This window comes from Rhodoferax sp. GW821-FHT10B06 (genome assembly GCF_059415605.1).
In genome coordinates this window covers 119,765-140,394 of the sequence record NZ_JBWKNO010000008.1, presented here as the reverse complement: position 1 = coordinate 140,394, position 20,630 = coordinate 119,765, and the positions used below count along the sequence as shown (strand labels likewise).

17 protein-coding genes are annotated in these 20,630 nt (G+C 64.7%); 14 read left to right on the top strand and 3 right to left on the bottom strand.

Features of this window, described 5'->3' with window-relative positions:
* Positions 1–139 precede the first annotated feature (139 nt).
* On the top strand, positions 140–1,852 hold the full coding sequence (locus AC07O2_RS14475) for a tetratricopeptide repeat protein (protein WP_495076445.1): 1,713 nt from the start codon (positions 140–142) through the stop codon (positions 1,850–1,852).
* A gap of 6 nt (positions 1,853–1,858) precedes the next feature.
* Entirely contained in the window at positions 1,859–2,689 is an 831-nt protein-coding gene (locus AC07O2_RS14470) for an urease accessory protein UreD (RefSeq protein ID WP_495076444.1), read from the top strand.
* 221 nt (positions 2,690–2,910) lie between these two features.
* On the opposite strand, the gene AC07O2_RS14465 is transcribed toward AC07O2_RS14470, so the two are convergent.
* On the bottom strand, positions 2,911–3,993 hold the full coding sequence (locus tag AC07O2_RS14465) for an adenylate/guanylate cyclase domain-containing protein (RefSeq protein ID WP_495076443.1): 1,083 nt from the start codon (positions 3,991–3,993) through the stop codon (positions 2,911–2,913).
* Between the two features lie 102 nt (positions 3,994–4,095).
* Positions 4,096–5,307: an alanine transaminase gene (gene alaC, locus AC07O2_RS14460; protein ID WP_495076442.1), complete on the bottom strand. Its 1,212-nt coding sequence runs from the start codon at positions 5,305–5,307 to the stop codon at positions 4,096–4,098.
* A gap of 311 nt (positions 5,308–5,618) precedes the next feature.
* Here alaC and hutC point away from each other — a divergent pair, with 311 nt between their 5' ends.
* From hutC to AC07O2_RS14405, 11 genes are all read left to right on the top strand, one after another.
* Entirely contained in the window at positions 5,619–6,413 is a 795-nt protein-coding gene (gene hutC, locus AC07O2_RS14455) for a histidine utilization transcriptional repressor HutC (protein ID WP_495076441.1), read from the top strand.
* Between the two features lie 61 nt (positions 6,414–6,474).
* A complete protein-coding gene (gene hutH / locus AC07O2_RS14450) occupies positions 6,475–8,010 on the top strand; it encodes a histidine ammonia-lyase (protein WP_495076440.1) in 1,536 nt (511 codons plus the stop codon).
* Positions 8,011–8,021: 11 nt separating this feature from the next.
* On the top strand, positions 8,022–9,716 hold the full coding sequence (gene hutU, locus AC07O2_RS14445) for a urocanate hydratase (protein ID WP_495076439.1): 1,695 nt from the start codon (positions 8,022–8,024) through the stop codon (positions 9,714–9,716).
* A 130-nt stretch (positions 9,717–9,846) separates the two neighbouring features.
* The gene (locus tag AC07O2_RS14440) at positions 9,847–10,695 is read left to right on the top strand and encodes a transporter substrate-binding domain-containing protein (protein ID WP_495076438.1); all 849 of its coding nucleotides are present in this window, start codon (positions 9,847–9,849) and stop codon (positions 10,693–10,695) included.
* A 43-nt stretch (positions 10,696–10,738) separates the two neighbouring features.
* The gene (locus AC07O2_RS14435) at positions 10,739–11,464 is read left to right on the top strand and encodes an ABC transporter permease (protein ID WP_495076437.1); all 726 of its coding nucleotides are present in this window, start codon (positions 10,739–10,741) and stop codon (positions 11,462–11,464) included.
* A 1-nt stretch (position 11,465) separates the two neighbouring features.
* Positions 11,466–12,188 carry an ABC transporter permease gene (locus tag AC07O2_RS14430; RefSeq protein ID WP_495076436.1) on the top strand — a complete coding sequence of 241 codons (723 nt, stop codon included), beginning with the start codon at positions 11,466–11,468 and terminating at the stop codon, positions 12,186–12,188.
* A 7-nt stretch (positions 12,189–12,195) separates the two neighbouring features.
* Positions 12,196–12,984 carry an ABC transporter ATP-binding protein gene (locus AC07O2_RS14425; protein ID WP_495076435.1) on the top strand — a complete coding sequence of 263 codons (789 nt, stop codon included), beginning with the start codon at positions 12,196–12,198 and terminating at the stop codon, positions 12,982–12,984.
* 19 nt (positions 12,985–13,003) lie between these two features.
* A complete protein-coding gene (gene hutH / locus AC07O2_RS14420) occupies positions 13,004–14,512 on the top strand; it encodes a histidine ammonia-lyase (protein WP_495076434.1) in 1,509 nt (502 codons plus the stop codon).
* Positions 14,512–15,078 carry a HutD/Ves family protein gene (locus tag AC07O2_RS14415; protein ID WP_495076542.1) on the top strand — a complete coding sequence of 189 codons (567 nt, stop codon included), beginning with the start codon at positions 14,512–14,514 and terminating at the stop codon, positions 15,076–15,078. The genes hutH (AC07O2_RS14420) and AC07O2_RS14415 overlap by 1 nt, the downstream gene beginning before the upstream one ends.
* Positions 15,079–15,142: 64 nt before the next feature.
* Positions 15,143–16,369 (top strand): imidazolonepropionase, encoded by a 1,227-nt coding sequence (gene hutI / locus AC07O2_RS14410; protein WP_495076433.1) that lies wholly within the window; start codon positions 15,143–15,145, stop codon positions 16,367–16,369.
* Positions 16,370–16,946: 577 nt separating this feature from the next.
* On the top strand, positions 16,947–18,323 hold the full coding sequence (locus AC07O2_RS14405) for a formimidoylglutamate deiminase (RefSeq protein ID WP_495076432.1): 1,377 nt from the start codon (positions 16,947–16,949) through the stop codon (positions 18,321–18,323).
* 29 nt (positions 18,324–18,352) lie between these two features.
* On the opposite strand, the gene AC07O2_RS14400 is transcribed toward AC07O2_RS14405, so the two are convergent.
* A complete protein-coding gene (locus AC07O2_RS14400) occupies positions 18,353–19,666 on the bottom strand; it encodes a GGDEF domain-containing protein (RefSeq protein ID WP_495076431.1) in 1,314 nt (437 codons plus the stop codon).
* A gap of 148 nt (positions 19,667–19,814) precedes the next feature.
* Between AC07O2_RS14400 and hutG the strand changes: the two genes are divergently transcribed.
* On the top strand, positions 19,815–20,618 hold the full coding sequence (hutG, locus tag AC07O2_RS14395; RefSeq protein WP_495076430.1) for an N-formylglutamate deformylase: 804 nt from the start codon (positions 19,815–19,817) through the stop codon (positions 20,616–20,618).
* The last annotated feature ends 12 nt before the right edge of the window (positions 20,619–20,630 follow it).

The window sequence follows — 20,630 nt, the reverse complement described above, 5'->3', positions numbered from 1 at the left end:
AAGCACAAAAATGCCCGTATCCGGGAAGATTCTGATGGCCCTCGGGGCGGCTACGCTATACATTTAGATACATTTGCTGTCAAACAGCACAGTAGCCCCATTCCCTAGTCCGCCTGCGAGGCAGACGCCAAGGAGCCTTGTGAACCAACGTGCGGATGACCTCTCTACCAGCCAGGCCATGGTGATAGATAGCCACGCCACTTCGCGCTCCATCCTGGTGGCCCAGCTACGCGACTTTGGCGTGGGAAAGATAGTGCAATGCATGTCCACCGCCCACGCGCGCCGCCTGTTGGAGCACGAGCAGTTTGACGTTGTGCTGTGCGAACACCAGTTTGCCGGCAGCTCATCCTCTGGCCAGGATTTGATCGACGATCTGCGTCGCAACCAGTGGCTCCCCTTCTCCACCGTATTCATCATGGTGACCGCCGAAGCCACCTACACCAAGGTGGCCGAAGCGGCCGAGTCCGCGCTGGACGGCTACCTGCTGAAGCCGCACAGCGCCAACAGCCTGGGTGAGCGCTTGCTGCAGGCGCGCGTGCGCAAGATTTCGCTCAAGGACATCTTTGAAGCCATCGACGCGGGCGAGTTTGAAAAGGCCGCGCAGCTTTGCGTCAACCGATTCAACGCCAAAGGGCCGTTCTGGCTGTACGCCGCCCGCGTGGGTGCCGAGCTGCTGCTGCGCACCAACCAGTATGACCAGGCACAGACCCTGTACGAGGCCGTGATTGCCGCCAAGACCCTGCCCTGGGCCAAGCTGGGCGTGGCGCGTTCGCTGCTGGATTCCGGCCAGACCGCCAAGGCCACCAGCGCCATCGAAAGCCTGATCGGCGAGAACCCGCAGTACGCCGATGCCTACGACATCCTCGGCCGCGCCCAGTTCGAGCAAGGCAAGTACGAGCAGGCCATGGCCTCCTACCAGATGGCGGTGGACATGGCGCCCGACTCCATCAGCCGCGCGCAAAACCTGGGCCTGATGATGTACTACGTGGGTGACCGCAAGCAGGCCGAGAAAATGCTGGACCGCACGGTGCGCCTGGGGTTGGACTCCAAAATGCTGGACTGCCAGACCGTTGTGCTGCTGGCGTTCATGCGCCTGGAAGCCAAAGACCGCAAAGGCCTGCAGCGCTGCTTCGACGACTTCAAGCGCGTCATGGAGCGCAGCACCGACACTGCACGCAATGAGCGCCTGCTCGGCATCATGCAAACCCTTCTGTACATCCACGACCAGTTGGTGGGCCAGGCCGTGCAGTCGGTACGAGACCTCACCCGCAGTGTCAACCAACAAGCTTTTGACTTCGAGTCCGCATGTAATCTGCTGGCCCTGCTGAGCGTGCTGGCGCAGCGCAGCATCCAATTGGATGAAATCCAGACCGTCATCGACGCGCTTGGCAAGCGCTTTTCCACCACCCGCCCCTTGAGCGAATTGCTGGCAGCCTCTTGCGCCGCACATGAACCCTATGCAGAGCGCATCCGGGAATGCCAGCCGCAAATCGCCAAAATCACGGAAAGCGCCATGGCCCTCAGCCTGCGCGGCGACCCCAAGGCTGCGGTGGAAAATCTGATCCTGCATGGAACCAACACGCAGAATGCCAAACTGATCGAAACCGCCTTCCTGGTCCTGCAGCGCTACGAAGCCAAGATCGATGACCACGCCAAGCTGCTGGCCACGGTGCAGGATTTACGTGCGCGCTTCGCTCCAGCCAACTCTCGCTCGGTCCTGGGTGAACCCAAGCGGCAGGCGGGCCAACTAAGCCTGCGCACGGGTGGTGCGGCAGCACGTACATTACCGGGTTTGGCTCCTGCCGAACCCGCGCCCCAGCGCCACGCCTTTTTGCCCCCTGGCTCCACCTGAATACCCATGTCCTGGCACGCCCAACTCGACCTGCATTACCAACAAGAAGCCGCCCGCAGCATTGCCCGCCACCTGCACAAAGGCCCGCTGCGCATTCTGCAAAGCCTATACCCGGAGGGTGATGCCATTTGCCATAACGTGCTGGTCCACCCGCCCGGCGGCCTGGTCGGCGGTGACACACTGGACATCACGGTGCAAGTGGACAGCGGCGCCCACGGCCTCATCACCACGCCCGGTGCAACCCGCTTCTACAGATCGGCCGGCCAACCCGCGCTGCAAAACACCCAGATCACGCTGGCGCCCGCGGCCCGGATGGAATGGCTGCCAAGCGAGGCGATTTGCTACAACCAGTGCCTGGCCGAAAACCGCCTGCGCTTCCAGCTGGAGCCCGGCGCCGAACTGCTGGGCTGGGACGTGACCGCATTTGGCCTGCCGCAGGCGCAGCAGCCGTTTGCGCAAGGCCGCTTTTGCCAGCACCTGGAGCTGCCCGGCGTGTGGCTGGAACGCGGCACCATAGACGCCAGCGACACCCGCCTGCTGGACAGCCCGCTGGGTCTGGCCGGCAACAAGTGCATGGCCTCGCTGTTCTTCCTGGCCGGCAGTCGCCTAGAGAATGCGCGCCGCGCCGCCGCGCTGGACGTGGCCCGCCAAGTCATCGACAACCACCCCCTGCGCGACAAGGCTGGCGCCACCAGCCCCGACGGCCAGGTCGTCATCGTCCGCGCCCTGGCCCCACTGGTAGAGCCCGCCATGGATTTGATGAAACAGGTCTGGGCCGCCTGGCGAGCCCACTTCTGGCAGCTACCCGCCACCAAGCCGCGCATCTGGGCAATGTAGAAGAAATAGGCCGCCAGCGCAGATAGAACCTGCGCAGGCAGCTACAAAAAATATAGTAAAAAGACTAAAAAACCCTCTACCTTCTAAGCTGAGGGTATCTTCAATAACGAGACTGTCTGTTCCAGAAACACCGCGGAACTGGCTATGCCAGGCCGCTGGTGTTGCCCCCTGCAAGGGGGGAGGAGGCCACACGAAGTGGGCAAGCCTGGGGGTGAGCCCAGCTACCCCGCTCCGACCAGCATCTGCACAAACATCTGCAGCTTGGTATTGGTCTCGGCGCTCAGGGCGGTGAACTCCAGCCCGGCCAGCAGCAGGCCTTCTTCGTGCTTGGTCTTCATCACGCGGGCATAGATGTCGGTGACCGGGTATTCCACCAGGGTCATGTCGAAGTTCAGCTTCACGTCGAAGCCGACTTCCAGCGGCAGGTCCAGCTCCAGCAGCACGCCGTGGTAGCCGATGTCCAGGATATGCGCGCGGATCGGGTGGGGCAGCACCGTGCTGCCTTCCAGCACCTGCAGGTCGCAAGGAATGCGCACCTCGGCACGGTGGCTGCGGCGAAACTCCTGGCGGGGCACTTTGAGATGTAGCGCGGGTATGGCGATCAGCTCGCGCACCTTCACCGGCACCAGCTTGCCCGCCACGAACACGTCCACCGGGTCGGTCACCACCACCGAGCCATCGCAACGCTGGTAAGTGTTCTCGCTGATCAGTACCTGGCCGCGCAGGCTGAAGGATTCGATGCGCGAAGCCAGGCTGACCTCGTTGCCAATCACCGTGTACTGCGAAAAGGCTTCGGAGCCAAAGCGCCCGGCCATCACCGTGCCGGTGTTCAGGCCTATGCCCATGTACAACTCAGGCATGCGGCCGCGCTGGTACTGGTCGTTCAGCAGGCGCATGGCGATCTGCATTTCCACCGCGCAAGACAGGGCGCGCATCACATCGTCCGGGCGCTCCACCGGCGCACCGAACAGCACCGTCATGGACTCGCCGGTGAACTTGTCAATGGTGCCCTGGTAGCGGTAGATCACCTCGCTCATGCGCTCCAGGCACAAGTTCAGCATGGTCACGATGGTGCCCGCAGGCTGGGTGGCGGTCAGCGCGATGAAGCCGCGCAAATCCGCCACCAGTATGGTCACCTCGCGCTTGACCACCGCCAGCTCGGGCCCTGAATCGGGGGTGCCCAAGGCGCCGTCCACGATGGCCGACAACTCTGCTTGCAGCGCGGGAGACACAGCTGTGCCGGTTTCGCGCGCCACCAGTGCTTGCAAGCGGCGTTGTGTCTCCGTCCGGGTATCAGTTTTCATGCGATTGGACATTCTGTAATGGTTGCGCGATATGCGCTGCCAACAGAATAGTGCCGCACCCGGTGGCGGTCAAGCTGCAAGACCCGCAGCCTGCGCACCGCATCAATGGCCCAGCACCCCGTCTGCCTTGAACATGGCTTTGATACCGCGCACCGCCTGGCGGATACGTGCCTCGTTCTCGATCAAAGCAAAGCGCACATGCTCGTCACCATGGTCGCCGAAGCCAATGCCTGGCGAGACCGACACCTTGGCCTTGGCCAGCAGCTGCTTGGCAAACTCCAGCGAACCCAGCGCACGGTAGGGCTCGGGAATGCGTGCCCAGATGTACATGCTGGCCTTGGGGCAATCCACCTGCCAGCCCGCTTCGATCAGACCTTTGTAGAGCACGTCGCGGCGGCTCTGGTAGGTGGCGGCGATCTCAGTCACGCAGCTCTGGTCACCCTCCAGTGCGGCGATGGCGGCCACCTGCAGCGGGGTGAAGGTGCCGTAGTCGTGGTAGCTCTTGATGCGCGCCAGCGCCGCCACCAGGTCCGGATTGCCGACCATGAAGCCGACCCGCCAGCCGGCCATGTTGTAGCTCTTGGACAGGGTGAAAAACTCCACCGCAATGTCCTTGGCACCCGGCACCTGCATGATGCTCGGCGCCTTCCAGCCATCGAACACGATGTCGGCATAGGCCAGGTCATGCACCACGAAGATGTCGTGCTTCTTCGCCAGCGCAATCACCTTCTCGAAGAACGGCAGCTCCACGCACTGCGCCGTCGGGTTGCTGGGAAAGCCCAGCACCATCATCTTCGGCTTCGGGTAGCTGCCGCGGATGGCTTTTTCCAATTCGGCGAAGAAGTCCACGCCCTCGGTCAGCGGCACGCTGCGGATGTCAGCGCCCGCTATCACCGCGCCGTAGATATGGATGGGGTAGCTCGGGTCGGGCACCAACACGGTGTCGCCCCGGTCCAGCGTGGCCAGCATCAGGTGCGCCAGGCCTTCTTTCGAGCCGATGGTGACGATGGCCTCGCTGTCCGGGTCGATGTCCACCTCGTAGCGCGTTTTGTACCAGTGGGAGATGGCCCGGCGCAGGCGCGGAATGCCCTTGCTGGCCGAATAACCGTGCGTGTCGGGCCGCTGCGCGACCTCGGTGAGCTTGGCAACGATGTGCGCAGGCGTGGCCCCGTCGGGGTTACCCATGCTCATGTCGATGATGTCCTCGCCACGCCGGCGCGCCGCCAGCTTCAGTTCGGCCGTGATGTTGAAAACGTAGGGGGGCAGGCGGTCAATGCGCGCAAAGCGGCGCTTGCCTGCAGAAGATGCAGCCATGTTGATAAATCTCACGTAAGCGCCCGGAACCGTCCGAGCGACGTGGTTTGCCATGTGGGCAAACCCGTTTGAATGCTAGCAGAAAGCCTGGCCGTCCCAGACAAGCCAGCGCACGCAAAACCTGGCACGTAAACTGCATAGATAAACCTGTCTATACAGATTAAACAGACCTATTTTCTGAATTTTCACCAAACTTGTGCCTGATATGACCCGAATTCAACCGTCAAATCCAGCCTCACGCACCATTCGGGTGAAAATAATGGTTTACCTGTATGTACAAGTTGGCAAATAACGCCGACCATCGCACCACTATGAGCACTCCCACACCTTCCGTACGCCGCACATCCAGGCCCCGCGCCCATGTGGCGGAATCCCCGCTGGAGCCTACCGTGGCCCGCTACCAGCAGGTCAAGGACTTCATTGCCGGCAAGATCCAGGACGGCACCTGGCGCGCTGGCGACCGCCTGCCGTCCGAGAGCGAGCTGGTGGCCCAGTTCGGCATTGCCCGCATGACCGTCAACCGCGCCCTGCGCGAGCTGGTGGAGCAAGGCCGCATCACCCGCACCGCCGGCGTGGGCAGCTTTGTGGCCGATGAAAAGCCCCAAGGCAATCTGCTGCAGATCGCCCGCCTGTCGGACGACATCCGCCGCCGGGGCCACGACTACCGCTGCCAGATCGTCACCGTGGAGCGCATCGCCGCCCCGCTTGAAGTGGCGGCAGCGCTGGGCCTGCACACAGGGGAATCGGTGTTCCACGCGGTTTGCGTGCACCTGGAAGACGGCGTGGCCATCCAGCTGGAAGACCGCTTCGTGAACCCGCGTATGGCGCCTGAATTCATGGAGCAGGACTTCACGCTGGAGCAGCCCTCCGACTTCCTGGTGCGCACCGTGCTGTTCGACCAGATGGAGCATGTGGTGGACGCCGTGCTACCCACCCGCGAACAGGCCGAACTGCTGCAAATGGAGCCCAGCCAACCCTGCCTGCTGCTCACCCGCCGCACCTGGATGCGCGAAGTCCCCATCACCCTGGTGCGCTGCCTGCACCCCGGCGCGCGCTACCGCCTGGGCAGCCGCGTACGCACCGATGGCAATGCCGTGACCAGCTAACTTTTACCCCCACACAACACTGCGCTTTCGCTCGCAATCACTTGTCTATACAGGATTAGAAATGTCCACTCTTACACTCCACCCCGGCCAAGTCACTTTGGCCCAGCTGCGCAGCATCCACGCAGGCAACATCCAGCTCAGCCTGGCCGCAGAAGCCCGTGCCGGCATGCTGGCCGCACAAGCCACCGTGCAACGCATCGTGGACCAGGACCAGGTGGTCTACGGCATCAACACCGGCTTTGGCAAGCTGGCCAGCACCAAGATCGCACCCGACCATCTGGCCGACCTGCAGCGCAATCTGGTGCTGTCGCACAGCGTGGGCACAGGCGAACACCTGGCAGCCCCGGTGGTGCGCCTGATCCTGGCCACCAAGGCTGTCAGCCTGGCACGCGGCCATTCCGGCATCCGCCCCGCACTGGCCGAGGCCTTGCTGGCCCTGGTCAACGCCGGAATCACGCCCTGCATCCCGGCCAAAGGCTCGGTGGGCGCATCCGGTGACCTGGCGCCGCTGGCGCACATGGCCTGCGTCTTGATAGGTGAAGGCCAGGCTACCAGCGCCGACGGCGAAGTCCTGACCGGCGTGGAAGCCATGGCCCGCATCGGCCTGAAGCCTTTTGTACTGGGCCCCAAGGAAGGCCTGGCCCTGCTGAATGGCACGCAGGCATCCACCGCGCTGGCGCTGCACGGTCTGTTTGGCGCCGAGAACGTGTTTGGCGCCGCCCTGCTGTCTGGCGCCCTGTCGCTGGAAGCGGTGCAAGGCTCCATCAAACCCTTTGACGCCCGCATCCACGCCGCGCGCGGCCAGCCTGGCCAGATGGCGGTGGCCGGCGCGGTGCGCGCCCTGCTGGACGGCAGCGAGATCGTGCCGTCTCACTCGAACTGCGGCCGCGTGCAAGACCCGTATTCCCTGCGCTGCATCCCGCAGGTCATGGGCGCCTGCCTGGACAACCTGACCCATGCCGCCCGTGTACTGCAGACCGAAGCCAATGCCGCATCCGACAACCCCTTGGTGTTTGACAACGGCGACGTGATCTCCGGCGGCAACTTCCACGCCGAACCCGTGGCCTTTGCCGCCGACATCATCGCCCTGGCCGTGGCCGAAATCGGCGCCATTTCCGAGCGCCGTCTGGCCCTGCTGCTGGACACCGGCCTGTCCGGCCTGCCGCCCTTCCTGGTGCGCGACGGCGGGCTGAACTCGGGCTTCATGATGGCCCAGGTGACGGCTGCTGCCGTGGCGTCCGAAAACAAATCCCTGGCCCACCCGGCCAGCGTGGACAGCCTGCCGACATCCGCCAACCAGGAGGACCATGTGTCCATGGCCACCTTTGCCGCGCGCCGCCTGGGTGAGATGGTGAACAACACCGCCGTGGTGATTGGCATCGAAGCCATGGGCGCCGCCCAGGGCATTGAGCTGAAACGCGACCTGAAATCCTCGCCCCTGGTGGAAGCCGCCTTCGCCGACATCCGCCAGCGCGTTGCCTTCCTGGACCAGGACCGCTTCCTGGCCAACGACATCGAAGCCATGCGCCTGTGGGCCCACCGCAGCGACTGGCCCGCCGCCGTACTGAACATCTTGCCCAGCCACATTCCAGCCTAAGGAGAATTCCCATGACCCAACAAGACCCCCGCTTCGACGCCAGCCGCGTCATCCGCGCCCCCCGTGGCACCGAACTCAGCTGCAAGAGCTGGCTGACCGAAGCCGCCTACCGCATGCTGCAAAACAACCTCGACGCCGAGGTGGCCGAAGACCCGAAGAGCCTGGTGGTCTACGGCGGCATCGGTCGCGCCGCTCGCAACTGGGAATGCTTTGACCAGATCCTGGCCAGCCTACGCGAGCTGAACGACGACGAAACCCTACTGGTGCAATCCGGCAAGCCCGTCGGCGTGTTCAAAACCCACGCCAACGCGCCCCGCGTGCTGATCGCCAATTCCAACCTGGTGCCCAAATGGGCCAACTGGGAGCACTTCCACGAGCTGGACCGCAAGGGCTTGTTCATGTACGGCCAGATGACCGCCGGCAGCTGGATCTACATCGGCAGCCAGGGCATTGTGCAAGGCACGTTTGAGACCTTCGTCGAAGCCGGCCGCCAGCACTACAACAATGACCTGTCAGGCAAATGGATTCTGACCGCCGGCCTGGGCGGCATGGGTGGAGCCCAGCCACTGGCCGCGACGCTGGCCGGCGCCGTGTCGCTGAACATCGAATGCCAGCAAAGCAGCATCGACTTCCGCCTGCGCACCCGCTATGTCGACAAACAAGCGCGCGACATCGACCACGCGCTGGAGCTTATCCAGCAGCACTGCGCCGCCAAGGAAGCCGTATCCATCGCGCTGCTGGGCAATGCCGCCGACATCCTGCCCGAGCTGGTGCGCCGCGCCAAAGCCGGTGCCATCAAACCCGACCTGGTGACCGACCAGACCTCAGCCCACGACTTGGTCAACGGCTACCTCCCCACGGGCTGGAGCGTGGCCGACTGGAAGGCCGCACAAAAAGACCCGGCCCAGCACGCTGCGCTGACAGCCGCCGCCGCCCAGAGCTGCGCCGTCCACGTGCAAGCCATGCTGGACTTCCAGGCCATGGGCATCCCCACGGTGGACTATGGCAACAACATCCGCCAGGTGGCTTTCGACGTGGGCGTGCAAAACGCCTTCGACTTCCCCGGCTTTGTACCGGCCTACATCCGCCCCCTGTTCTGCGAAGGCAAGGGCCCGTTCCGCTGGGTGGCCTTGTCGGGCGACCCGGAAGACATCTACAAGACCGACGCCAAGATCAAGGAACTGTTCCCGAACAACCACCACACCCACCGTTGGCTGGACATGGCGCGTGAACGCATCAGCTTCCAGGGCCTGCCGGCGCGCATCTGCTGGCTAGGCCTGGGCGAGCGCCATATCGCCGGCCTGGCCTTCAACGAAATGGTGAAGAACGGTGAGCTCAAAGCCCCCATCGTCATTGGCCGCGACCACCTGGACACCGGCTCGGTGTCCAGCCCTAACCGCGAGACCGAATCCATGAAAGACGGCACCGATGCCGTGTCCGACTGGCCGCTGCTGAACGCACTGCTGAACACCGCTGGCGGTGCCACCTGGGTCAGCCTGCACCACGGCGGCGGCGTCGGCATGGGCTATTCGCAGCACTCGGGCATGGTCATCGTAGCCGACGGCACCGATGCCGCCGCCGAGCGTCTGGCCCGCGTGCTGGTCAACGACTGCGGCTCCGGCGTGATGCGCCACGCCGACGCCGGCTATGACATCGCCATCGCCACCGCCAAGAAGCAGGGCCTGAACCTGCCCATGGTCCGCTAACACGATTGTCAACACGATTGCTCCTATATCCATAGCTGCCAGTGCAGGTAATTAGTGCGCTGGCGGCATATTTAACCCCTATTCCCCTGTCCCGCTGTTCCTCTGTCCTCTAACCTTTGAAAGCCTCACCATGAAAACCTCGAAACTCATATCCGCCAGCCTGCTCGCCCTGGGCGCCATGTCCGGCCTGGCACCCGCGCAAGCCAAAGACTGGAAGTCCGTCACCATCGCCACCGAAGGCGCGTACGAACCCTGGAACCTGACCCTGCCAGGCGGCAAGCTCGGTGGCTTCGAGGTCGACATGATCGAAGACCTGTGCAAGCGCGCGCAGATCACCTGCAAGCTGGTCGTGCAAAACTGGGACGGCATGATCGCCGGCCTGAAAGCCGGCAAGTACGACGTGATGATGGACTCCATCGTCATTACCGACGAGCGTAAGAAAGAGATCGCGTTCTCCGCCCCCTACGCCTCCACCTCGGCCAGCTTTGTCGCCGCCAGCGGCAAGCTGCTACCCGAAGCCAAGGGCCCCACCATGAAGCTGGGTACCGACGCCAAGGCCGTACGCGCCGCCATCGAGCCACTGCGCACTGCGCTGAAGGGCAAGACCATCGGCATCGCCTCGGGCACCGTCTACACCGCCTTCATGGATGCGCACTTCAAGGACATCGCCACCATCCGTGAATACAGCGCCTCGGCCGACACCATGCTGGACCTGAAGGCAGGCCGCATCGACGCCGCGTTTGACGACGTGACCCTGATCAACTCCATCCTGGAAAAGCCCGAAAACAAGGGCCTGGCCTACACCGGTCCCAAGATTGGCGGCCTGGTATTTGGCGAAGGCGAAGCCCTGGGTTTCCGCAAGGCAGATGCTGACCTCAAGGCCAAGTTCGACGTCGCAATCAAGGCTGCATTGGCCGACGGCACCATGAAAAAGCTGTCGCTGAAGTGGTTCAAGACCGACCTGACGGGCACGCTGTAATCCACACTGCGGCCACCGCAACAACCATTACCGAAAGACCATGATGGAATTGTTCGAAATGCTGGGGTTTGGTGAGCAAGGCTGGGGCTCGGCCCTGCTGCTGGCCACCCTGTTGACGGTGGCCCTGACGCTGTGCGGCTTGCTGGTAGGCTCGGTGTTCGGCGCGCTGGTCGCAGCCGCCAAACTGTCGCCGCGGCGCAGCCTGCGGGCTGTGGGCGAGCTGTATTCCACGGTGTTCCGCGGCATCCCCGAGCTGCTGGTGATCTACCTGTTCTACTTCGGCGGCTCGACCCTGATCACAGCCATCGGCCAGTGGTTTGGCGCCGAAGGTTTCATCGCCACGCCGCCGTTTCTGGTGGGTGCGCTGGCCGTCGGCATGATTTCTGGCTCCTACCAGGCCGAGGTCTACCGTGGCGCCTTCCTGGCCGTGGTGCCGGGTGAGCTGGAAGCCGCGCGCTCCATAGGCATGCCCACCATGATGCTGGCTCGGCGCATCCTGCTGCCGCAAATATTCCGCCTGTCGCTACCCGGCCTGGGCAATGTCTGGCAGATGAGCCTGAAGGATTCGGCACTGATCTCGGTCACCGGCCTTGCCGAGCTGATGCGCACCACGCAAATTGGTGCCGGTTCAACACGCCAGTACTTCACTTTTTATATCGTTGGCGGCATTCTGTATTTGCTGCTCACCGGCATGTCGAACCAAGTGTTCGGTCGTGCAGAAAAACACATGGGCAAGTCGCAACGACGCAGCCTGGCAGGAGGCCACTAAGATGGACTACGACTTCCTCCTCAACACCATGGGCAAGCTGTTGGCCGCCGTTCCGACAACGCTGGGCCTGTTCTTTTTGTCCATGCTGTTCGGCGGCTTGCTGTCGCTGCTCATCGTCGCCATGCGCGTTGGCCCGTACCCGGCGCTCAGTTGGTTTGCGCGCGGCTATGTGCTGGTGTTCCGCGGCTCGCCGCTGCTGATCCAGCTGTTCCTCATCTACTACGGCCTCGGCCAATTCGATGCGGTGCGCGACAGCATGTTCTGGATCGTGCTGCGCTCGCCCTATGCCTGCGCGGTACTGGCGCTGGCCTTGTGCACGGCAGGCTACACCGCCGAGATTCTGCGCGGCGGGTTGCTGGCCGTGCCGCACGGCCAGATCGAGGCCGGCCTGGCCACCGGCATGTCGCGCTGGACGCTGCTGCACCGCGTCATCGCCCCCATCGCGCTGCGCCAGTGCCTGCCCGCCTACTCCACCGAGCTGGTGCTGCTGGTCAAGTCCACCGCACTGGCCAGCCTGGTCACGGTCTGGGATGTGACCGGCGTGGCCCAGCAGATCATCCAGCGCACCTACCGCACCATGGAAGTCTTCATCTGCGCCGCCGCCATCTACCTGGTGCTGAACTTCCTGCTGGTGCGCGCCGTGGCCATGCTGGAGCACCGGCTGTCGCCGCATCTGCGCAAGCGCCCCACCACCGCTGTGAAACCCCACGCCCAAACCGTTTGACCCGACCATGACCACCACAACCGCGACCCTGGCCGTCACTGGCATCCACAAATCCTTTGGCAGCCACCATGTGCTGAAGGGCATTTCCATGACCGCCCAGAAGGGCGACGTAATCTCCATACTCGGTGCCAGCGGCTCGGGCAAGAGCACCTTTCTGCGCTGCATCAACCTGCTGGAAACGCCCGACCAGGGCAGCGTCTGCCTGGACGGCGAAACCCTGGAGATGCGCCAACGCAAAGACGGCCGCATGGAGCCGGTGCACCGCAAGCAGGTCGAGCGCATGCGCTCGCAGCTGGCCATGGTGTTCCAGAACTTCAACCTCTGGTCGCACATGACGGTGCTGCAGAACCTGATCGAAGGCCCCATGCGCGTACAGAAGCGCGCGCGTGCCGAATGCGTGGAAGAAGCCGAGGCCTTGCTGCAGCGCGTAGGCCTGTTCGAGCGGCGTGACTATTACCCCGCCCATCTGTCTGGCGGCCAACAGCAGCGCGTGGCGATTGCCCGGGCGCTGGCGATGCGGCCACAGGTGATGCTGTTCGACGAACCCACGTCGGCCCTGGACCCCGAGCTGGTCGGCGAGGTGCTGAAGGTAATGCGCTCCCTGGCCGAAGAGGGCCGTACCATGCTGGTGGTGACGCACGAGATGGGCTTTGCCCGCAACGTGTCGAACCGTGTGGTCTTCATGCACCAGGGCCTGGTCGATGTAGAAGGCGCGCCGGCCGATGTGTTTGGCGCCCATAGTTCCGAGCGCTTCCGCCAGTTCAACTCCGGCCACCAGGAACGTGCCGCGGCCTGACCTCACCAGCACTGCATCAATGACCTCCTCTCTGAACACCATCACCCTCGGCGACGCCCCCTTGGGCTGGCGCGACCTGGTCGCCGTGGCCCGCGACGGCGCACGGCTGGAAATATCCGAAGCTGCCTGGGCCCGCATCGCCAATGCCCGCGGCATCGTTGAGCGCATCGTCGAGCGCGGCGAGCGCGCCTACGGCATCAGCACCGGACTGGGCGCTTTGAGCAATGTGCTGCTGCACGGCGAGCAACTGGCCCAGCTGTCGCGCAACACCTTGCTCAGCCATGCCGTCGGTGTCGGCCCCTTGCTGACGGTGGCGCAGACCCGCGCCATCCTGGTCGCGGCGCTGACCAATTTCTCGCAAGGCTATTCCGGCCTGCAGCCCAAGGTGGTCGAAGGCCTGCTGGCACTGCTGAACTTTGGCATCACGCCCTGCGTGCCGTCGCAGGGCTCGGTCGGCTACCTAACGCACATGGCGCACATCAGCGTGGCGCTGCTGGGCGTGGGCGAGGTGCAGTTCCAGGGCCGCACCCAGCCGGCTGCCGAGGTGCTGCAAACCATAGGCCTGCAGCCGCTGGTGCTGGGCGCGAAAGACGGCTTGAGCCTGGTCAACGGCACGCCTTGCATGACTGGCCTGGCCGCGCTGGCGCTGGCCGATGTGGAGCGCCTGGCCGACTGGGCCGACGTGGTCGGTGCCATGAGCTTCGAAGCCCTGCGCGGCCAGATTGACGCCTTCGACGCCGAGATCATCGCCCTCAAGCCGCACCCCGGCATGCAGCAGGTGGGCCGCAATCTGCGCAGCCTGCTGGAAGGCAGCGAAGTCATCGCCAGCAGCCGTGGCATCCGCACGCAGGACGCCCTCAGCATCCGCTCCATACCGCAGATCCACGGCGCCTGCCGCGACCAGATCGCCCACGCGGCAACGCAAATTGAAACCGAGCTGAATTCCGCCACCGACAACCCGCTGCTGCTGGGCACGCCCGAGACCTACCGCGTGGTATCGCAGGCCAATCCGCACGGCGAATCGGTGGCCATGGCGGCCGACCTGCTGCGCATCGCCGTGGCCGAACTCGGCGGCGTGGCCGAGCGCCGCATCGACCGGCTGGTGAACCCGCTGGTCAGCGGCCTGCCGGCGTTTCTGGTGGCCGAGCCGGGGGTGAATTCCGGGCTGATGATCACCCAGTACACCGCCGCATCGCTGGCCGGTGAAAACCGCCGCCTGGCCCAGCCGGTGGTGGTAGACAACTTCATCACCTCGGGCAACCAGGAAGACCACCTGAGCCTGGGCACCAGCGCCGCGCTGGACCTGCACAAGTCCACCGAGAACCTGACGCAAATCCTGGCCATCGAGTACCTGCTGGCGGCGCAGGCCTTCGAATTCCTGAAACAGCAACGCTTCGGCAACGGCACCGGCCAGGCCTGGCGCAAGCTGCGCGAACAGGTGCCGGCCTTTGATGCCGATCGCTTTCTGGCACCCGACATTGCCAAGGCCGCTGCAATATTGCGTTCACCCTCGGGGCTACTGCCGTGATCCACCCCTTCGACAGCGCTGCCCTGCCCGCCACGCTGTGGAAGAACGGCGGCGGCACCACGCGTGAAATCGTCTGCCAGCCCGCCGGTGCCAGCATGGACAGCTTCGACTGGCGCGTCAGCATCGCCCGCATCGCACAGGCCGGGCCGTTCTCGGCCTTCCCTGGGGTTGACCGCGTGATCATGCTGCTGGACGGCGCCGGCGTACGCCTGCACGCACCCGGCATAGACCACGCGCTGGACACGCCCGGTCAGCCCTTCGCTTTTTCTGGCGATGTGGCGCTGGACTGCGACCTGCTGGGCGGCGCGTCCACCGATTTCAATGTGATGACCCGGCGCAGCCGCTTGCGCGCCGAGGTGCAGGTGCTCAACGCCGCCCGGCAAATTCCAGCATCCACCCAGGGCCTGCTACTGGTGTTGCGCGGCGCCTGGCATCTGCAGTGCGGTGCACACGATTTCCGCTGCGCCGGTGGCCATGGCCTATGGTGGGATGCGCCGGCAGGCTGGCAGGCCACGCCGCTGGAGGCCAACGCGCAGCTGGCGTGGGTCGGCCTGCATGATTTATAAAAAGTAAGCCGCTAGCGCAACCCATACCTGCACGAGCAGCTACACATTCAATAGCAAACAGAATATGACCACGCCCCAACACCCCAGCGCTGACGGACTCTGGCACAACCTGCGGCTGGCCGATGGCGGCACGGCCAACGCCCTGGCTGTGCAGCACGGCCAGATAGCCTGGATGGGCGAATTGGCGGCCGTGCCCGCAGCCTTCGCCGACCTGCCACGCATCGACACCCGCGGCGCACTGGCCACGCCCGGCCTGGTCGATTGCCACACGCACCTGGTCTACGGCGGCCAGCGCGCGAATGAGTTTGCCATGCGCCTGGCCGGCGCCAGCTACGAAGAGGTGGCGAAAGCCGGCGGCGGCATCGTCTCGTCGGTCAAAGCCACGCGCGCCGCCAGCGAAGATGATTTGTACGCACAAGCCGCACCACGGCTGCAGCAGCTGCTGGACGACGGGGTCTGCGCGATCGAAATCAAGTCCGGCTACGGCCTGAGCCTGGAGCACGAACGCAAGCAGCTGCGCGTGGCCCGGCGGCTGGGTGCGGACTATGGCGTGACGGTGCGCACCACCTTCCTCGGCGCCCACGCGCTGCCGCCCGAATACGTGGGCCGCAGCCAGGACTACATCGACTTGGTGTGCCACGAGATGCTGCCCGCACTGCATGCCGAAGGCCTGGTGGATGCGGTCGATGTATTCTGCGAGCGCATCGCGTTTTCACTGGCCGAGACTGAGCAGGTATTTAAGGCCACGCAGGTTCTGGGGCTGCCGGTGAAGCTGCATGCGGAGCAGCTGTCCGACATGGGCGGTTCAGCGCTGGCGGCGCGCTATAGCGCTTTGTCTTGCGACCACATCGAGCATTTGTCGCAGGCCGGTATCGACGCGATGCGTGCTGCTGGTACGGTGGCGGTGCTGCTGCCTGGCGCCTACTACACGCTGCGCGACACGCACCTGCCGCCCATCGCCGCATTGCGCGCAGCGGGTGTGCCGATGGCGGTGTCGACCGACCACAACCCCGGCACCTCGCCGGCTTTGAGCCTGCTGCTGATGGCCAACATGGCCTGCACACTGTTCCGGCTGACGGTGCCGGAGGCACTGGCAGGGATTACCACGCACGCGGCGCGGGCGCTGGGTTTGCAGGACACGCATGGCACGCTGGCCGTGGGGCGGGCGGCGAACTTTGTGCTGTGGGATTTGCGGGAGTCGGCGGAGCTGGTGTACTGGTTGGGGCAGCAGCCTGGGCGAACTATTGTTCGGCAGGGTTTTGTTGCCTTGGACGGGTTGGGGGTGCTGTGAGCTTGATGGGTGTTTATTGGCATCCTCGGCCGGGTAGTGCGCCCGGCGGCGCAGTAACTTTTCTTTTGCGCAAAAGAAAAGTCACCAAAAGAAAGGCGCCCCCACTGTCTGCGCCCTCCGCTGGCGCTACGGGAACCTGCGGTGCTCGCTTTGTGCGGGGTCTGGCTAAACTCGCTTCGCTCAAACAACGCCAGCCCTTATCCGCCCAAAGCTGCGCTCCTCTGCGCATACAGAGGGGGACCCCGGGGAGCGGGATCGGTGGCGCTTTGCGCCACATCGCCCCTAGGGCGCGAGCCCGGCACGCCGGGCTGGATGTCCGCTCCCGCGTCCACGCCGTGTGGCGTCGGCGAGTAGCGCAGGGCTGGGCGGATCAGGGCCCGCGATTGTCTGAGCGCAGCGAGTTCGAGCGGGACCCCGCCCAGACCGAGCAACGCAGCGTACCCCGGAGCGCAGCGCAGGGGGCGACGACTTCGGCTCGCCTTTTCTTTGGTGACTTTCTTTTGGCGAAGCAAAAGAAACGTTACTCGCCCGCCGGGGCGAACTCCCGGCCGACGATGCAAATAAACAAGCCCCAGCCATGACAAACCAAATCTTCGCCAAAGACGCCCTACTCCCCACCGGCTGGGCCAGCAACGTCCTGCTCCAATGGAACAGCCTGGGCGAACTCACCACCGTCACCCCCAACACTGAACCCAACGGCGCACCAACCGCCGCAGGTCCGGTCACCCCAGGCCTCCCCAACCTCCACAGCCACGCCTTCCAACGCGCCATGGCCGGCCTCACCGAATTCCGCGGAGCCGCACAGGACAGCTTCTGGAGCTGGCGCAGCCTGATGTACCAGTTCGCCGCCCGCCTCTCACCCGAACAGGTCGAGGCCATCGCCACCTGGCTGTACATCGAAATGCTGGAAGCCGGCTACACCTCGGTCTGCGAATTCCACTACCTGCACCACAGCGCCGACGGCACACCCTACGCCGACGACGCCGAGCTGTCCAAGGCCCTGCTGCGCGCTGCAAAAACCGCCGGCATCGCCATCACCCTGCTGCCCGTGCTGTACCAGACCAGCGGCTTCGGCGGCACGCCGCCCAACGAAGGGCAACGCAGATTCATACGCTCCACCGACTCGATGCTGCGCCTGCTGGAAACCCTCAAACCCCTGTGCGACGCGCAAGGTGCACGCCTGGGCATGGCGCCACATTCGCTGCGCGCTGTGCCGCCCGACAGCCTGCGTGAAGCCGTGGCCGGGCTGCATGCGATAGACGCCAGCGCGCCAGTACACATCCACATCGCCGAGCAGACCGCCGAGGTCGATGCCTGCCTCGCCTGGAGTGGCCAGCGCCCGGTTGCCTGGCTGCTGGACCACGCGCCAGTAGACGCACGCTGGTGCCTGGTCCACGCCACGCATATGAGCGAATCCGAGTACCAGCGCGCCGCCGCCAGTGGCGCAGTCGCCGGCATCTGCCCGAGTACCGAGGCCAACCTCGGCGACGGCCTGTTCGACATGCCGCGCTGGCTGGGCCACGGCGGCGCCTGGGGCCTGGGCTCGGACAGCCATGCCTGCGTGAATGCGGCCGAAGAGCTGCTGCTGCTCGAATACGGCCAGCGCCTGCAGTTCCGCCAGCGCAATGTGCTGGCCAGCGCGCAGCAGCCCCAGGTCGCTACGGCCACCTTGCTTCAAGCTGTGGCCGGTGGCGCGCAAGCCTCGGGCCGCAACGCACAAGGCCTGGCCGTGGGCCAGCGCGCCGACTTCTGCGTGCTGGATGCGCAACACCTGGCGTTGCGTGACTTGGCAGCACCCGCCATGTTCTCGGCCCATGTATTCGGCAGCCACCGCACTTCGGCATTGGACGCCGTCTGGGTCGCCGGCCAACAGCGCACCGGCAGCGGCAGCCTCCATCCGCTGCGGGCCCAGGCCCAGGCGGCGTTCGTCGCCGCGCGTACGGCATTGGTATGAGGTGCAGGTCGCCGAGCCGCAGATCGGGCCTAGACCGGGCTCAACAGCCGGTAGTCGCGCACCACGCTGCGGTTGCGCCCCTGGTTCTTGGCCTCGTACAAGGCCAGGTCGGCCTGGTGCAGCAGGCTGTCCAGGCTGTGCTGCCCTGGATGGATGATCAAAGCCCCCAGGCTGATGGTGCAGGCCACGTGCTGTGTGGGCTGTGCCATGGGCGTGGTGGCCACCACGGCGGGCAGGCGCTCGGCCACGGCATGGCCGTCCAGGGCGCCTTGCAGCATGATGGCGAACTCGTCGCCACCCATGCGCGCCAGCATGTCCTCGGCCCGCAGCAGATGGCCGACCAGGCTGCTGATATGGCACAGCACCGCGTCGCCCGCCGCGTGGCCGTGCAAGTCGTTGATCTGCTTGAAATGGTCCAGGTCGAACAGCATCACGGTGACCGGTTCCTGCGCAGCCAGGGCATCGCGCATGCGACGCTCGGCCTGCTCGATGAAGCTGCGCCGGTTCAGGATTCCGGTCAGGCTGTCGGTCTCGGCCAGGGTACGCAAACGGCGCTCCATGCGCTTGCGCTCGGTGATGTCAAAAATGGCGCCGGCCTGCCCTGCGGGTGCACCGTCCACGCCGTGGAACACGGCTTTGTAAAACGTCACCTCGCGCAGGCTGCCGTCGGCCCAGCGCACCTGGGTGTCGTAGATTTGCCGGCTGCCGGATGCCAGCAGGCGCTGGTCGGCATCGGCATATATGGCCGCCAACTCCGGCGGTGCCACGTCGTAGACCGTCTTGCCAATGATCTGTTCGCGCGACAAGCCCAGAAAGTCGACGAAGGCCTGGTTAGCCTCTGTATAGACGCCGTCGGCATTCTTGATGAAGATGGGTGCAGGCAGGTTGTCCAGGCTGGCGCGCAAGGCTTTTTGCTCGGTACGGTTGCGGCGCAGTTGGGCCGCCTGGCCATAGGGCGAGCACAGGCGCTGCAACAAAGCCTGGACCTGATGCGCCAGACCTGCGCCCTGCGCCGTATCGAATACCTCCACCGCCCCCTGCTCCCAGGCTGTCGACGCATAGAGGTCCCGCATGCCGGGCTGCGACAACCACAGCGCCCACGGCAAACCCTCCAGCCAACCCGCGGCACGCATGGCGTCCACGCAGGCAAGCCATGCATTCAACTCTGTCCCGTCCACCAGCCAGCAACGGCCCGCATCCGAGTCATGCATCCAGCCCTGCAATGCAGGGTCCGCAGGAGTGAGTGGCACGGCCGGACTATGGCGTGCACGCACCCAGGGCTGCAGCGCCACCGGAACAGGTGCATCGCTGAGCAAGAAGAACGGTTTGGTGTCTCGGTACATGGAATTCAGCACGCAAGCTGTCTGACTGAGGGGCCGCAGTGGCACAAGGGAATACCCCCTATTGTCGCGCTTGGCCACCACCACAAACCTTCAAACATACCCTCACCCGGCGTAAACCGCCGCCTTCTTCACCTCTCCAGGAGCCTCCATGCAAGCCTTTAACTTCCACCAAGGCACACAACCGCTGCTGATCTCCATGCCCCATGTCGGCACCTATGTGCCACCGGCCCTGGCCACGCGCCTGACCGATGTGGCCCAACAAGTGCACGACACCGACTGGCACCTGGAGCGCCTGTACGACTTTGCCAAAGACCTGGGCGCATCGCTGCTGATAGCCACCCATTCGCGCTATGTGATCGACCTGAACCGGGACCCCTCGGGCGCCAGCCTGTACCCGGGCCAGAGCGTCACCGGACTCTGCCCGGTGGACGACTTCGACGACCAACCGCTGTACCGCGACCCGCAGGATGTACCCGGTGAAGCCGAGATCGCCGAGCGCCGCGACAGCATTTGGCAGCCCTACCACCAGCAGCTGCAAGCCGAGCTGGCGCGGCTGAAATCCGTGCATGGCAAAGCCGTGTTGTGGGATGCGCATTCGATCCGCTCCGTGCTGCCGCGCTTCTTCGAAGGCAAGCTGCCGGACCTGAACCTGGGCAGCGGCAACGGCACCAGTTGCGACCCGGCGATGGCGGCCCAACTGCTAGCCATTGCCGAATCCGCACCGGGCTACATCGCGGTGCTGAACGGCCGCTTCAAGGGCGGCTACATCACCCGCCAGTACGGCCAGCCTGCGCAGAACATCCATGCGATCCAGCTGGAGATGACGCAGTGCAGCTATATGCAGGAAGCCATGCCCTTCGACTACCTGCCCGAGGTGGCCGCCCGCATCCAGCCGCATCTGCGCCGCATGGTGGAAGCCGCGTTGGGCTTCGCGCAACAGGGCACACGCTGACATGGCTAGTCG

Bases quoted from the DNA above. Each gene is read 5' to 3' on its own strand.
- AC07O2_RS14470 (WP_495076444.1), top strand. From the start codon at position 1,859: ATGTCCTGGCACGCCCAACTCGACCTGCATTACCAACAAGAAGCCGCC.
- AC07O2_RS14465 (WP_495076443.1), bottom strand. From the start codon at position 3,993: ATGAAAACTGATACCCGGACGGAGACACAACGCCGCTTGCAAGCACTG.
- alaC (WP_495076442.1), bottom strand. From the start codon at position 5,307: ATGGCTGCATCTTCTGCAGGCAAGCGCCGCTTTGCGCGCATTGACCGC.
- hutC (WP_495076441.1), top strand. From the start codon at position 5,619: ATGAGCACTCCCACACCTTCCGTACGCCGCACATCCAGGCCCCGCGCC.
- hutH (WP_495076440.1), top strand. From the start codon at position 6,475: ATGTCCACTCTTACACTCCACCCCGGCCAAGTCACTTTGGCCCAGCTG.
- hutU (WP_495076439.1), top strand. From the start codon at position 8,022: ATGACCCAACAAGACCCCCGCTTCGACGCCAGCCGCGTCATCCGCGCC.
- AC07O2_RS14440 (WP_495076438.1), top strand. From the start codon at position 9,847: ATGAAAACCTCGAAACTCATATCCGCCAGCCTGCTCGCCCTGGGCGCC.
- AC07O2_RS14435 (WP_495076437.1), top strand. From the start codon at position 10,739: ATGGAATTGTTCGAAATGCTGGGGTTTGGTGAGCAAGGCTGGGGCTCG.
- AC07O2_RS14430 (WP_495076436.1), top strand. From the start codon at position 11,466: ATGGACTACGACTTCCTCCTCAACACCATGGGCAAGCTGTTGGCCGCC.
- AC07O2_RS14425 (WP_495076435.1), top strand. From the start codon at position 12,196: ATGACCACCACAACCGCGACCCTGGCCGTCACTGGCATCCACAAATCC.
- hutH (WP_495076434.1), top strand. From the start codon at position 13,004: ATGACCTCCTCTCTGAACACCATCACCCTCGGCGACGCCCCCTTGGGC.
- hutI (WP_495076433.1), top strand. From the start codon at position 15,143: ATGACCACGCCCCAACACCCCAGCGCTGACGGACTCTGGCACAACCTG.
- AC07O2_RS14405 (WP_495076432.1), top strand. From the start codon at position 16,947: ATGACAAACCAAATCTTCGCCAAAGACGCCCTACTCCCCACCGGCTGG.
- AC07O2_RS14400 (WP_495076431.1), bottom strand. From the start codon at position 19,666: ATGTACCGAGACACCAAACCGTTCTTCTTGCTCAGCGATGCACCTGTT.
- hutG (WP_495076430.1), top strand. From the start codon at position 19,815: ATGCAAGCCTTTAACTTCCACCAAGGCACACAACCGCTGCTGATCTCC.